The organism is Nocardiopsis sp. TSRI0078, from assembly GCF_001905145.1.
In the GTDB taxonomy this organism is placed as follows: domain Bacteria; phylum Actinomycetota; class Actinomycetes; order Streptosporangiales; family Streptosporangiaceae; genus Nocardiopsis.
Window position 1 is genome coordinate 767,232 of sequence record NZ_LWLB01000001.1, and the last position, 13,671, is coordinate 780,902.

A 13,671-nucleotide genomic window follows, 5' to 3' on the forward strand; every position below is an offset into this window, starting at 1 on the left:
CTTCCCGGGGCTGCCGGTGCCCCGCGGGCCGCCCCCAGTCTCTCAGGAGGCCCCGAACACGGCGACCACCCGTCTCCGCCGCCCCGCGCGACCTCCGCCCTCCCCCGAACGCGGACGCGTGAGCCCCCGGACCGGTGTCCGACCGTTGGCACGTCCCGCCGTCCGAACTCACCGAGATTGCACGATGCCCGCTGACGAGAACTCCGCCGCCGGCTCAGGCGCGGACCACACACCAGACGAGATGCCCGAGAACGGCTCCGAGCCCGAAGGCACCGGTTCCGACCAGGCCGGGGCCACCGACCGGGACGACCGTGAGGGCCCCGGCGGGACGGTCGCCGGCCCCCCCGAGGACGAGAGCGGGGAAGGGAAGGAGGACGCAGACGGGGAGGGGGACGGCGCACAGGACGCCGAACCCTCCGCGGACTCCGGCGAGGGGAGCGGGAAGGGTGACGGGGACGGTGAGGCCGCGGCCGCCGCTCCCCCGGCCCGCACACGGCGGCGCCGTGTGCGGCGGGTCCTGGTGTGGACCGCCGCGAGCCTGGCCCTCGTCCTGGCCGCCGGGGTCGCCACCGCCTACGGCTACTACCACTCGCTGCGCTCGGGCATGGTCCAGCACGACATCGACTCGGCCCTGCAGGAGGGGGACCGCCCCGAGCGGATCAACGACGCGGTCAACATCCTCTTCATGGGCACCGACGGCTACGAGGAGGGGAGCACCGCCTACACGCAGGAGTTCGAGGGCGAGCGCTCGGACGCGATCATGCTGGCGCACGTCTCGCCCGAGAAGCGGGTCTCGGTGATCAGCTTCCCCCGGGACTCCCTGGTGAACCTGCCCCAGTGCGACCCCTACGGCGATGCCGAGGGCACGCAGGCCTACTTCGGCATGATCAACGCCGCGATGTACCACGGCGGGCCGCCCTGCGTGGTCCGTACCATCGAGTCGCTCACCGACATCCGGATCGACCACTTCGTGCACCTGAGCTTCATGAGCTTCCGCGACGTGGTGAACGCCATCGGCGGCGTGGACATCTGCATCCCCGAGCCGATGCACGACAGCCGTTCCAAACTCGACCTCGAAGCGGGACAGCAGACGCTCGACGGGGACGAGGCGCTCTCGTTCGTCCGGGCGCGCTACGAGATCGGCAACGGCAGCGACATCGGCCGCATCGACCGCCAGCAGATGTTCCTGGCCGCCCTCGCCGACCAGGTGACCAGTAGCGACGTACTGAGCAGCCCGACCAAGCTGAACGGCATCCTCCGGGCCGTGGCCCGCAACAGCGCCACCGACCGGGAGTTCACGCTCGACAGGATGCTCTCGCTCGCGATGACCCTCTCGGGCGCGGACCTGACCGACATCGAGTTCCACACCGTGCCCTGGTACCAGGCGCCCTTCGACCCCAACCGGGTCATGTGGTACGAGGAGGAGGCCGCCGCGCTGTTCACCGCCGTGCGCGAGGACCGGCCCCCGGGTGTGCTGGCGGCCGACGACGCGGCGGCACCGCAGGATCCCCCCGGCACCTCGCCCTCGCCGGTGGGCATAGCCTCGGCGCACGCGTCCCCGCCGCCGGAGGTCTCGGAGTCCGCCCGTCCGGGCCAGGGGCGCGACGCCACGTCCGACCCGTGCTCCGACGGCCTGGGCTTCGGTACGGGGGAAGAGGGCGAGTAGGAGCCGAACGGGCGCTCTCGGCGCCGCCGGTCCGCGGTCCTGTGGCGACCACGGGAGGCGGTACCGACGGACAGGGCCCCGGGACCGGTACGGACGCCGTTTCCGTGCCGGGTCCCGGGGCCCTCGCCGTGTCCGGAGCGTTCGGGCCCCGGCACGATGAGACCGCGGCCCCGGATCCCCCCAGGTCCGGAGCCGCGGTGTGCCTCGGGCGGCGGGAACTCGATCTCCCCGCCGGTACGCGCCTGGAACCCCCACAGTTCCGTTCGGCGCCCCAGTCAGCGGTGGGTGGTCCCGCTCACCGCCCGAGGCCGGTGCGCCCGCCGTGAACGGCGGACGCACGTTCCAGGAAGGTCAGACGAGGCCGCCGGACAGCGTGTCGTCCAGCGCGCCGGTGCCGACGTCGGGCTGGCCCAGCGCGGGCATGCCCTCCACGCCGACCAGGTCGTTGCCCAGCGAGTCGCCACCGGGCGCCAGCTGCGTCGTGCGCACGGTGTCGGCGACCAGTCCGGTGGCGGAGGCGACCTCGGTCCCGGCCACGGGCAGGGCGTCCTCGGGCTCCGGCAGCAGTCCGTCCACAGCGTCGCCGACGGGCTGGGGCAGGGGGTTGCTCCCCGCGGACATGGGCATCACGTCGTCGGACAGCACCAGCTCGGAGACGAGGTCACCGGCGCCGCCGGTCAGGTCGGTGTTCGTGCCGTTGACGGGGGCGACGGGGCCGTCCATGGCCGCGGCCAGGGGCAGCGGCTCGCCCGGGGTGGGCAGGGTGGCGTCGAGGCCGTTCAGTTCGCCGCCCACCTCGTGGGTGCCCCGCTCGACCGACGAGCCCAGCTGGTCGAGGGCGGTGTCGGCCTTCTCCGTGGTGCCGGACAGGGGCACGGGCGTCTCGGCGTGGCTCAGCGGCAGCGTGCCGCCCAGGCCGCCCAGCGGGCCCGCACCGCCCAGCAGACCCGACACCGGGTCCGAGGAGACCGGGCCCGCGAGCGGAGTCGTGGAGGCGTGCGACAGCGGCAGCGTGCCGCCCAGGCCGCCCAGCGGGCCCGCACCGCCCAGCAGACCCGACACCGGGCTCGACGGAGCCTGACCGGCGCCCTGGCCCAGCGGCAGGCCCTCGGTCACGGTGTTCAGGTCCAGCGGACCGACGTTGGCGGCGTTGTCCTCGCCGGTGCTGATCGGGGTGTCGGTGGAGACGGTGTCCCCGACGGCTCCGCCGAGGGGCTGCACGGGCGCGGACTGGCGGCGCACGTCCGGCTGGGCGGAGAGCTGGCCGGGCTCAACCTTGACCAGGTCGCCCAGGGGCGTGGAGACGCCCTCCGTCAGCGACGCCGGGACCTGGCTGCCCAGGTCGTTCAGGGGCAGCCCGTCCGTGACGCCGCCGAGGGTGTCCGCCCCGGATACCCCTGCACCCAGAGCGACGAAACCCGCGGTGCCGGCGGCCACCAGCATGGTCCTTGCGGAGGTGCGGGCGGTGTTGAACATGTGTGGTCCTTCCGGAGTGTCGTATGTGGCTGTCGCGGGCGGGGCGGATGTCCTTCCCCGCCGCCCGGCGGATCCGCTCCCCTGGCCGGGAGGAGGGTCCGTCCGGTTCGAGCTTTCCGGTGGGGGAGCCTGTCGCGCCTGGAGGGAGCGGCATGGCTCGGCCGGTCATCAGTCGTGGGTCTGGCTGGCCACTGACTGACGTGAACCCCGCGATCGGGGTGCGCGGCTCACGTCAATCCCCAGAGGCGTCCGGGTTCGTTGCTCACCGTGGTCGTCCGTGAGCGTCCCGGGGCTGGGAGGGGCGTGCCGGAGACAGGTCGCGTGGCGACCCGTCGGGGAAGAGCCCGCTAGTCGGGCGAGAAGGTCGGCTCGTCGGCGGACTCGGCGGGAACCGAGCGCAGGACGTGCCAGGCGGCCTGGACCAGGCCGTGGGCCGGGGCGAGAGCACCGGTGGCGGGCAGATAGCCCGCGACGCCGCCTCCGGTGGCGCCACCCGGCGCGGAGCCGGTGGCGGTGTTCGGTGCCGAGGAGGTGATGGCCTCGCCGCCGAAGGGCGCGGGAGCGTCCTCGGCGGACCGTTCGGCGGGGTGCTGCGCCGTGGTGTCCGGGCTCGGGCCGGAGGCGGTGACGGCCGCGTCGACGGCGTGGCCCGAACCGGTCAGGACGGCGCCGTCCTCCCGGGTCCGTGCGTCCTCGTCCCGGTCGGTGCCCTCGTCGGACGGCTCCACGGCCGCGGGTGCCGTGCCGGGCACGCCGTTCGCGGCGAGGCGCTCCTCCACGAAGTCGGGCATCCCGTGGACGTTGTCGCGGACCTGCTGCGCGACGCCGTTGCCCCCGGCCCCGAGGCCCGGGGCGACGGCGTCCGAGGCGTCGAACAGTATGCGGCTGGTCTTTCGCCCCACGTCGGCGACCGCGCCGGTCACGGGCTTGTCGAGCCTGCCGGGAGCCGCGTGGGCCGCCGGGGCCCGGCCTTTCCCATCCGTGTGCGCGGAGGTGTTCGTGTGCACCGGAGCGTTCGTGGCCGCGGAGCCGGTCCGGACCTCAGGAGTCCGGGCGGCGCTCGCCGCGGTGGTCCGGGCCGCGTCCGGCCGCCCCGTGCCCGCGTGGGCCGCGCTCCCCTGGTCCGTGTCCGGGCGGGCCGTGGCGTCGGCCTGTCCCGTGAGCACCCGTCCCGTGGAAGCCCCCCGTCCTTCGGCGGCGGGGCCGGCCTGCTGCGCCGGGGCCTGGGCCCCCTGCGCCGAGGCGTTGGGCGTCGGCTTCTCCTGCGCCAGCACGGGGGCGGAGGTCGTCAGCCAGGCGCTGACCAGGGCCCCGAAGGCCAGGGCGGTGAGCAGCAGCGCTCTGCGGACCGGCGTCGTGAGCACGGCGGAACGAACGCCGGAGGCGTTCGTGAGACCGTGGACTCCAGACACCGGGGGTTCCTTCCGCCATGGGACGCGGGCTGACACGGGGGCCGGCCACGGTGCCGTGGGCAGCGTGCGCCGGGCCGCGGAACGCGGGGCCGGGTGGACCTTCGTGCGTTCGCTGGACGCGACGTTAGCATGAATTAGACGACCGGAACCCCCAATCCCCAGGAATTCCTGCCCCTCCGGAACCACCCTCTGAACAGCAGATGTGGCAAACCGGAGAAAAACCAACGACAATTCGACCATTACGTCCCAGGAAAAGCGCGCATTGCCAGACCGTCCGACCGGCTCTGCGGAGGTTGACCAGCACATGACCGAGATTCCCCAGAGCCATTCGCTGTCCCCCAAGGGCCTGGACGACCTGCTGACCGAGGTGCACTCGTTGGACTCGCGCCTGTCCGCGCACGGCCGGGTCCACTCCCTGCTCCAGGCGGTCCTGACCATCGGCGGCGACCTGGACCTGGCGACCGTGCTGCGCAGGCTGACCGAGGTGGCCGCGCAGCTGACCGGCGCGCGGTACGCGGGCCTGGGCGTGGTGGACGAGGACGGCGGTTTCAGCGAGTTCATCCCCGTGGGGATCAGCGAGGAACAGGCCGCGAAGATCCACCGGTTCCCGCACGGCAGGGGCGTCCTGGGGGTGCCGCTGAACGAGCGGGCCCCGCTGCGCCTGAACGACCTGCGCGAACACCCCGACTTCGAGGGGTTCCCCGAGGGGCACCCGCACATGGGCGGTTTCCTCGGCGTTCCCATCCAGGTGCGGGACGAGGTGTTCGGCAACCTCTACCTCACCGAGAAGGCCAGCGGCGAGGAATTCGACGAGGAGGACGAGGCGATGGTCACCGCGCTGGCCACCGCGGCCGGCGTGGCGATCGAGAACGCGCGCCTGTACGAGGAGGCGCGGCTGCGCGAGCGGTGGCTGGCGGCCTCCACCGAGATCACCACGCGCCTGCTGTCGGGCGCCGACACCACCGAGGTGCTCGCCCACATGGCGGCCCAGGCCCGGGAGATCGGCGACGCGGACACGGCCGTGGTCATGCTGCCCGACCCCCGCGCCCGGGGCCACCTGTTCGCGGAGATCGCGGACGGTCCCATAGCCCAGGAGCTCCTGGGGACGGCGGTCGAGATCCACGACTCCGTCTGCGGGTGGGTGTACGAGACGGGTGAGGCCAAGGGGATCACCGACCTGGAACGGGCGGACTGCCCGATGCTCACCCACCGCGGCTACGGCCCCGGCCTGGTGGTGCCGCTGGGCACACCGGGGAACACGCGCGGTGTACTGCTGCTGGGCAAGCTGGCCGACCGGGCACCGTTCACCCCGACGATACGCCGCATGCTGCACGGGTTCTCGGTGCAGGCCGCGGTCGCCCTCGAACTGGCCGAGGCCCGGCGCGACACCGAGCGCCTGGTGGTGCTGGAGGAGCGCGACCGGATCGCCAAGGACCTGCACGACGTGGTGATCCAGCGGCTGTTCGCCTCGGCGATGACGCTGATGAGCACGATGCGGCTGATCACCACGCCCGAGGCCGAGGAGCGGGTGCAGCGGACCATCGACGAGCTGGACGGCACCATCCGGGAGATCCGCTCGACGATCTTCGACCTCCAGAACCCGCCGAGCCGCATGGACACGTCGCTGCGCGAGCGCATCCTGAGGCTGGCCGAGAACACCGCGCACAGCCTGGGCTGCCATCCGGGAGTGAGTCTGGACGGGCCGATCGACGCCTCCGTGCCCGACGACATCGGCGAGCAGCTGCTCGCGGTGCTCGGCGAGGGGCTGACCAACGTGGCCCGGCACGCGCGCGCCACGGAGGTGCACGTGTCGGTGGTGGTGGAGGAGGCCGCGTCCTCGGGCCGTCCCACGGTCCTCACGCTGACGGTGACCGACAACGGCGTGGGGCTGCCCGAGGAGGGACGGCGCAGCGGACTGCGCAACCTGGAGCAGCGCGCCCTGGCACTGGGCGGCGGGTTCACCGCGAGCAGGGGCGAGGGCGGGGGCACCGTGCTGGTCTGGCGGGTGCCCGTCCCCGACGACGCCGCGCCGCCTCCGGGCGGTTTCTGAGCCGCCTCGGGGCCCGGGAGGCGGGCACCTGGCGCGCCGGGGCCCGGACGGGGGCGGCGGGTCCCGGAGGGGCGGGGGTCGGCGGAGCCGCCTCCGCCGATTCCCGTCAGGCGCGCACCGGGGTCAGTAGCGGCGGCCGCGCAGCTCGGCGACCAGCACGGCGGCCTGTGTGCGGCGCTTGAGGTCCAGCTTGGACAGCAGGGCGGACACGTAGTTCTTCACGGTCTTCTCCGCCAGGTACAGGCGCTCGCCGATCTGCCGGTTGGTCATCCCCTCGCCGATGAGGTCGAGGATCTGCCGTTCCTGCGGGGTCAGCTCGGCCAGCGGGTCCGGCTCGGCCTGGGCGCCGCGCAGCCGCTCCAGCATCGCCCCGGTGCTGCCCGAGTCCAGCAGCGATCCGCCGGAGGCCACGGTGCGCACCGCGCCCACGAGGTCGGCGCCGTGGATCTGCTTGAGCACGTACCCGGCCGCGCCGGCCATGACGGCGTCGTACAGGGCGTCGTCGTCGGCGAAGGACGTCAGCATCAGACAGGCGATCTCGGGGTGGTCCGACCGGATCTCCCGGCACACCTGCACCCCCGATCCGCCGGGCAGCCGCACGTCGAGGACCGCGACGTCGGGCAGCACCACCGGGATCCGCGACAGCGCCTGCTCGGCCGTCCCGGCCTCGCCGACGACGGTCATGTCCTCCTCGGTCTCCAGCAGGGCCGCCACACCACGGCGGACCACCTCGTGGTCGTCCACCAGGAACACCCTGATCTGCTTGCGAGCGCCCTTGGCTCCACCGCCCGTCATCGGCTCATCCTCATCCCTGCGTCACCGCGATCCAGACACCGCTCCGAGGAAGACGGTAATACGTGCGAAGGGCGGCGCGTGGGTCGTTAGGCACCGAACTGCCCGGACGAAGGTCCCGTAAAGGGATAATTCTCCTTCGTCCGGGAGGCAAAGAGCCTGATCACCCCAGGTACGAACATCATCGTCCGTATCTGGCGCCACAGTGCGAGTCCGGTGTCACGGCCTCCGGTCGGCCCAGGGACGGGCGAGCTCGAACGCGCGGCAGGCCGCCAGCACCCGGGCGTCGGCGTGCCGGGGCCCGACCACCTGGAGCCCGACCGGCAGGCCCGCCGGGGTGAACCCGCACGGCACGCTCGCGGCGGGCTGCTGGGTCATGTTGAACGGGTAGCTGAACCCCGCCCACGCGGTCCACCGCTCACCCGCCATCTCCGGCGGCGACTCCAGTCCCGCCTCGAACGCCGTGACCGGCACCGTCGGGGTCAGCAGCAGGTCGTACTCTGTGTGGAAGCGGCCCATCCGGGCGCCCATCTCCATCCGCAGGGCCATCGCGGTCAGGTAGTCCTGCGCCGAGTAGGTCAGCCCCTCCTCGGCGATCTCCCGCAGCCCCGGGTCGAGCAGGTCCCGCTGCCGTTCGGTGAGCTTGTCCGTGGCCTTGGCCACCCCGGAGTACCACAGCACGTGGAAGGCCTCCCGGCAGCCGGGCAGGCCGGGGTCGGCCTCCTCCACCCGGGCGCCCAGCGCCTCGAACACGGCGACCGCGTCGGCCACCGCCCGGGCCACCTCGGGGTCCACGTCCAGCCCGCCCAGGGTGGGGCTGTAGGCGATCCGCATGCCGCGCACCAGCTCCTCGGCGTCGATGCGCAGCCGTACGTCGCCGATACCGGGTGCGGGCGGCGCCAGGGCGGCCCAGTCGCGCGGGTCCGGCCGGGCGATGACCTCCAGCATCAGCGCCATGTCGCCCACGGTGCGGGCCATCGGCCCGGTGTGCGCCAGGGAGCCGAACGGGCTGGCCGGGTAGTGCGGCACCAGGCCCCACGTGGGCTTGATGCCGCAGGTGCCGGTGAAGCCGGCCGGGATGCGGATCGATCCGCCGCCGTCGGTACCGGTGGCCAGCGGGCCCATGCCGGACGCCACCGCCGCCGCGGACCCGCCGCTGGAGCCGCCCGGGGTGGTGGACAGGTCCCACGGGTTGCGGGTGACTCCGGTGAGCGGCCCGTCGGTGACCCCCTTCCACGCCAGCTCGGGCGTGGTCGTCTTGCCGACGAGCACCGCGCCGCTCTCCCGCAGCCGGGCCGTCACCGGGGAGTCCTCCTCCCAGGGCCCCTCCTGGGGGCTGGTGACCGATCCCTTCAGGGTGGGCCACCCCTTGGTGAGGTGGATGTCCTTGACCGAGGCCGGCACCCCGTCCAGGGTGCCGACGGGCTCCCCGCGGCGCCACCGCTCGGCGGACGCGCGGGCGGCCTCGCGTGCCTCCTCCGGACGCACCAGGCAGAACGCGTTGAGCGCCGGGTTGTCCCGGTCGATGCGCTCCAGGACGGCGTCGACGGCCTCCACCGGGGACAGGTCCCCGGAGGAGTAGGCCGCGAGCAGCTGCTCCGCGGACAGGTCGGCCGGTGTCGCGGGCTCGGCGGGCCGCGCGTGCGGAACCGCCGCGGTTCCCAGCGCCGCCTCGGCCGTGCCGACGGCCGCTCCCGCGTCCTCGGTCCCGGCCCGGTCGGAACGGATCGTCACTTCAGCCTCCCATGTCACGCCATCAGGGTCAGCCGGGCACGTAGCCGCGGCTCTTGTCGACCACGTTGAGCAGTTCCCGCCCGTCCAGGTAGCGGGCGAGGTTGTCGAGGAACAGGTCCATGAGGTCGTCGCGCCAGCCGACGACGTCGCCGGACATGTGCGGGGAGACCACCGAGCCGGGCAGCCACCACAGGGGGGAGGTCGCCTTGAGCGGTTCGTCCTCGAAGACGTCCAGCGCGGCGCCGGAGATGACACCGCCCTCCAGCGCGGCGACCAGGTCGGCCTGGACCACGATGGGTCCGCGCGCCACGTTGACGAGCCGCGCGGTGGGTTTCATCAGCCCCAGGAAACGGCGGTCGACCAGGCCCCGGGTGGAGTCGGTGAGCGGCGCCGCGACCACCACGTAGTCGGCCCTGGGCAGTTCGCCGAGCAGGGTCGGACCGCCGTCGGCGCCGCGGTCGGCGAGGCTGGACTCGACCACGGAGCCGAAGTCGGGGTCCCCCTCGCGCGCGTGGCTGCCCGAAGCGCACACGTCCATGCCCGCGGCCGTGAGCTTGCGGGCGATGTGGCGGCCGATCGGCCCGGTCCCCACCACGAGGGCCCGCCTGCCCGAGACCCGCTCGGTCTCCCGGTGCTCCCACCGGCGTTCGCGCTGGTGGTCCCAGCTCTGGTGGAAGCCCTTGGCGAAGGCGACGACCTGGCCGAGCACGTACTCGGCGATGGGCTCGTCGAAGACCCCGCGCGAGTTGGTGACCACGGCGTCGCTGCCGACCAGGCCGGGGAACATGAGGTTGTCCACCCCGGCGGTGGCGGCGTGCACCCAGGCCAGGGAGTCGGCCTCGGGCCAGGCGGAGGCGAGTGCCTCCGTGAACAGGTCCCAGACCAGGAGCACGTGCGTGCCGGGCAGCTTGGCCGGCAGTTCGTCGGCGGTGGTGTAGACGACCTCGCCGAGGCGGGGGTCGTCGTCCATCCTCTCGTGTCCGGGCGGCAGGTCCCCGCCGTGGAGGACGAGGACTCTGGGGCTGTTCGGCGAGGTGAAACGGTTCACGGGCGTGTGCACTCTCCGGTTGGCTGCGGCGGTTCAGAGAGGTCGTCGGGAATGCGGGGATCGCCCTGCATGAGAAACGCTAGGGAGCCGACATAGGATTGTCAACAATCAACAAATCGGTCGTTTCTCCCGAACCGGCACCTCTCCCACCACCTCTGACGCGCCCGGGATACCCACTCGCATCGGGGTTATTGCCGCATCCCGCCTGTGGAACATAGGATTGTCAACAATCAACAGCCCTGCTGTGGGGCTGTTCTCCGCAGGTCCCGCGCTGCCCGACGTCGAAGGGACGCCCCAGTTGCCCAGGTACATGACCATCACTCTGGCCAGGCGGGGTGTCTCCTGCGTGGCCGAACTCCTGGACAAGGACGCACCCCGCACCTGTGAGGCGGTGTGGAACGCACTGCCGCAGGGCGACGCCGTCCAACACGCCAAGTACGCGCGCAACGAGGTCTACACGATGGTGCCGAGGTTCGCCGGGACCGAGCCCGGCCAGGAGAACCCCACCGTCACGCCGATCCCCGGGGACGTCGTCTACTTCTCCTTCGACGGCGGCATGCTCGACCGCTCGTTCAAGGAGGACAAGGGCATCGACCACCTGCCCGGCGTCATCGACCTCGCCCTGTTCTACGGACGCAACAACCTGCTTCTCAACGGCGACGTCGGCTGGGTGCCCGGCAACGTGTTCGCCACCGTCGTCGAGAACCTGCCCGCCATGGCCGAGGCCTGCAACGACGTCTGGCGCTCCGGGAGCGTCGGCGAACGGCTGCTGTACGAGCGCCTGGAGCGCTGACCCGGCTCCCGGGACCACACGGTGTCCGCACGTCCGCGCGACAGCGCCCGGGCGGCGCCCCGTCACCGGCCGCGACACGAGAGCACGGGTGGAGCCCGGGCCCCGAGCGCGGAAGGTCACACCCGCACCGACGACGACAACGCATACCCGGGAGGTGAGTGACCGATGCGGACCGATGGAGACAACATGAACGGCACCGAGGCGGAGCACCAGATCGTCGAGCTGGCCGCGTCCACGCGGACGCCGTGGCAGGCGGGAGTCGGTGTCATCGCGCCCTACGACTTCGCGCTCGACCGCGAGCTGTGGCGCTGGACGCCCGACGACGTCTCGTTGCACGTCACGCGGTTGCCGTACGTACACGTACCTGTGACGGTCGACCAGGCGGCCGCCCTGTGCCGGGAGGAGCACGTGGACCCGGCGGTCCGCGCGCTGCTCGCCCCCGAACCGCTGGCCATCGGCTACGCGTGCGCCTCGGGCAGCTTCGTGTACGGCCGGGAGGGGGAGCAGCGCCTGTACCAGGCCATGGTGGACGCCGGGGCGCCCGCCGCCGTCACCACCTCCAGGGCGCTCGTCCGGGCCCTGGACGCGCTCGGCGTCAACCGGATCGCGGTCGTCACGCCCTACGTGGACAGCGTGACCGACCGGCTCCTGGCCTACCTCGCCGAGCACCGCGTGGCCGTGACCTCCAGTGTGGGGCTGGGCCTGCTCAGCCACATCTGGCGGGTCACCTACGCCGAGGTGTCCGCGGCGGTGCACTCGGTGGACCGGCCCGACGCCCAGGCGGTGTTCATCAGCTGCACCAACGTACTCACCTACGACATCATCGCGCCGCTGGAGCGGGAGCTGGGCAAACCGGTGATCGCCGCCAACCAGGTCACCATGTGGGCGGTGATGAGCGCCGCGAAGCGCCAGGCCGTGGCCCACGGACAGAGTCTGATCAACGTCGCCGCACCGAGCGCCGCGTGACACCGCGGGCCGTGACGAGAAGGAGCCGCACATGACCCGCGTCGGATTCCTCTACCCCGGCTTCAGCGCCGAGGACGACTACAAGGCCTTCGCCGAACTGCTCGGCGGGGACGTCGAGCTCCCCGTGGTGCACACCCTCATGCGCGAGGACGCTCACCGGGTGGACGCCCTGCTCGACGTCGGCAGCGAGGGGGTGCTCTCCAAGGGCTCCCGGGAACTGGCCGCGATGGAGGTGGACGCGGCGGTGTGGGCGTGCACCAGCGGAAGCTTCGTGTTCGGCTGGGAGGGGGCCCGCAGGCAGGTCGAGGGGGTGCGCCGGGTGACCGGGGCCCCGTCGTCGAGCACCTCGTTCGCCTTCGTGCACGCGCTGTGCCGGTTGGGCGTGTCGCGGGTGGCGATCGCCGCCACCTACCCCGACGACGTCGCCCAGCGGTTCGTGGAGTTCCTGACCGAGGCCGGGGTGACCGTGCTGTCGATGGCCAGCCACGGCATCGCCACCGCCGCCGAGGTCGGCGTACTGGACCCGGACGACGTCCTGGACTTCGTGGTCTCCAACGACCACCCGCGGGCCGAGGCCGTCCTGGTGCCGGACACCGCCCTGCACAGCGCCCGCCTGATCGATCCCCTGGAGGCGCTGCTCGGCAAGACCGTGCTCACCGCCAACCAGGTCAGCGTGTGGGAGGGGCTGCGCCTGGCGGGGGTGACCGGGGGCCGGGGCAGCGGGCCGGGATCGCTGCTGCGCTCCGGCTCGGCCGCCGTCAACAGTGCCCTGGCCTCCCGTTAGCCTCGACGGCGTGCCCGCTGTTTCGTCCCGTTGTGCCCCGAACCGAAAGGAGGGCAGCACATGCCCGCCCCAGGCAAGCTCAGACCCGTGCCCCGGCGCTCCACCGCCGAGCTGATCGCCGACCAGCTGCGGTCGGCGATCATGTACGGCTCCCTCGCCCCCGGGGACCAGCTCGGCGAGTCGGAACTCGCCGGGCAGCTCGGGGTGAGCCGCGGACCGCTGCGCGAGGCGATGCAGCGCCTCGTCCAGGAGGGGCTGCTGCGCAGCGAACGGCACAGGGGCCTGTTCGTGCGCGAGCTCGCCCCGGCCGACGTGCGGGACATCTATGTGGCCCGGCTCGCCGTCGAGCGGACCGCGTGCGAGCTGATCATGCGCGGCAACCGGGGGGAGGCGGTCGCACGGCTCACCCCGGCCGTGGACCGGCTCGCCGAGGCGGCGGACGGCGGTGACCGGAACGCGATGAGCGACGCCGACCAGGCCTTCCACCAGACCCTGGTGAGCTGCGCGGGCAACGGCCGCCTGGAGCGCATGGCCCAGACGCTCCTGGTCGAGACGCGGATGTGCCTGACGGTGATGCAGGACGTGTACCCGGAGCCGGAGGAGCTCCTGGACGAGCACCGGCGCATCCTGGACGCGATCGTGTACGGGGCGGAGGACGAGCTGATGCGGCTGATCGAGGCGCACATGATGGACACGGTCGACCGCATCAACGGCGGCGCCCGGGACCCGGAGGCCGGCTCCGGCGCCTGACCCCGGCGGCGGGCGGGCCAGGGGGCGGCGGGAACCGTGGCGGCGAAGGAGCCGCCGTCCACGGCCGCGGATCCGCCGCCGTGCCCGTCGGACCTTCGACCGCTCCGCCGTCTCCGGCCCGTGCCGGAGGCGGCGGCGTCCCCGCAGGAGTCCACGCGGCGCGAGGGGGCGCGGGGCCTCGCGTCCGCTCCCGCGCGAAC

11 protein-coding genes are annotated in these 13,671 nt (G+C 73.0%); 6 read left to right on the forward strand and 5 right to left on the reverse strand.

The window, feature by feature from the left end:
- The first annotated feature begins 184 nt into the window (after positions 1 to 184).
- The gene (locus tag A6A08_RS03485; RefSeq protein WP_073700997.1) at positions 185 to 1,666 is read left to right on the forward strand and encodes an LCP family protein; all 1,482 of its coding nucleotides are present in this window, start codon (positions 185 to 187) and stop codon (positions 1,664 to 1,666) included.
- A gap of 351 nt (positions 1,667 to 2,017) precedes the next feature.
- Here the strand turns inward: A6A08_RS03485 and A6A08_RS03490 are convergent, their stop codons facing one another.
- Together A6A08_RS03490 and A6A08_RS03495 are read right to left on the reverse strand one after the other, a co-directional pair.
- Positions 2,018 to 3,142, reverse strand: a complete 1,125-nt coding sequence (locus A6A08_RS03490; protein WP_073700998.1) for a hypothetical protein — start codon at positions 3,140 to 3,142, stop codon at positions 2,018 to 2,020.
- 347 nt (positions 3,143 to 3,489) lie between these two features.
- Complete coding sequence (locus A6A08_RS03495; RefSeq protein ID WP_206780067.1) at positions 3,490 to 4,554, reverse strand: hypothetical protein; 1,065 nt, start codon at positions 4,552 to 4,554, stop codon at positions 3,490 to 3,492.
- Positions 4,555 to 4,858: 304 nt separating this feature from the next.
- On the opposite strand from A6A08_RS03495, the gene A6A08_RS03500 reads away from it, so the two are divergent.
- Positions 4,859 to 6,604, forward strand: a complete 1,746-nt coding sequence (locus tag A6A08_RS03500) for a GAF domain-containing protein (protein WP_073701000.1) — start codon at positions 4,859 to 4,861, stop codon at positions 6,602 to 6,604.
- 123 nt (positions 6,605 to 6,727) lie between these two features.
- Here the strand turns inward: A6A08_RS03500 and A6A08_RS03505 are convergent, their stop codons facing one another.
- The 3 genes from A6A08_RS03505 to A6A08_RS03515 all read right to left on the reverse strand — a co-directional run bounded on the left by A6A08_RS03505 (position 6,728) and on the right by A6A08_RS03515 (position 10,178).
- Positions 6,728 to 7,399, reverse strand: coding sequence for a response regulator transcription factor (locus A6A08_RS03505; protein ID WP_073701001.1), 672 nt, complete (start codon positions 7,397 to 7,399; stop codon positions 6,728 to 6,730).
- Between the two features lie 216 nt (positions 7,400 to 7,615).
- Positions 7,616 to 9,130 (reverse strand): amidase, encoded by a 1,515-nt coding sequence (locus tag A6A08_RS03510; RefSeq protein ID WP_073701002.1) that lies wholly within the window; start codon positions 9,128 to 9,130, stop codon positions 7,616 to 7,618.
- A 28-nt stretch (positions 9,131 to 9,158) separates the two neighbouring features.
- Complete coding sequence (locus A6A08_RS03515) at positions 9,159 to 10,178, reverse strand: D-2-hydroxyacid dehydrogenase (RefSeq protein ID WP_073701003.1); 1,020 nt, start codon at positions 10,176 to 10,178, stop codon at positions 9,159 to 9,161.
- A gap of 310 nt (positions 10,179 to 10,488) precedes the next feature.
- Here A6A08_RS03515 and A6A08_RS03520 point away from each other — a divergent pair, with 310 nt between their 5' ends.
- From A6A08_RS03520 to A6A08_RS03535, 4 genes are all read left to right on the forward strand, one after another.
- Positions 10,489 to 10,971, forward strand: coding sequence for a DUF3830 family protein (locus tag A6A08_RS03520; RefSeq protein ID WP_073701087.1), 483 nt, complete (start codon positions 10,489 to 10,491; stop codon positions 10,969 to 10,971).
- Positions 10,972 to 11,136: 165 nt separating this feature from the next.
- Positions 11,137 to 11,937: an Asp/Glu racemase gene (locus A6A08_RS03525; protein ID WP_073701004.1), complete on the forward strand. Its 801-nt coding sequence runs from the start codon at positions 11,137 to 11,139 to the stop codon at positions 11,935 to 11,937.
- 31 nt (positions 11,938 to 11,968) lie between these two features.
- Positions 11,969 to 12,721: a maleate cis-trans isomerase gene (locus A6A08_RS03530; RefSeq protein ID WP_073701005.1), complete on the forward strand. Its 753-nt coding sequence runs from the start codon at positions 11,969 to 11,971 to the stop codon at positions 12,719 to 12,721.
- 60 nt (positions 12,722 to 12,781) lie between these two features.
- Complete coding sequence (locus A6A08_RS03535; protein ID WP_073701006.1) at positions 12,782 to 13,471, forward strand: GntR family transcriptional regulator; 690 nt, start codon at positions 12,782 to 12,784, stop codon at positions 13,469 to 13,471.
- The last annotated feature ends 200 nt before the right edge of the window (positions 13,472 to 13,671 follow it).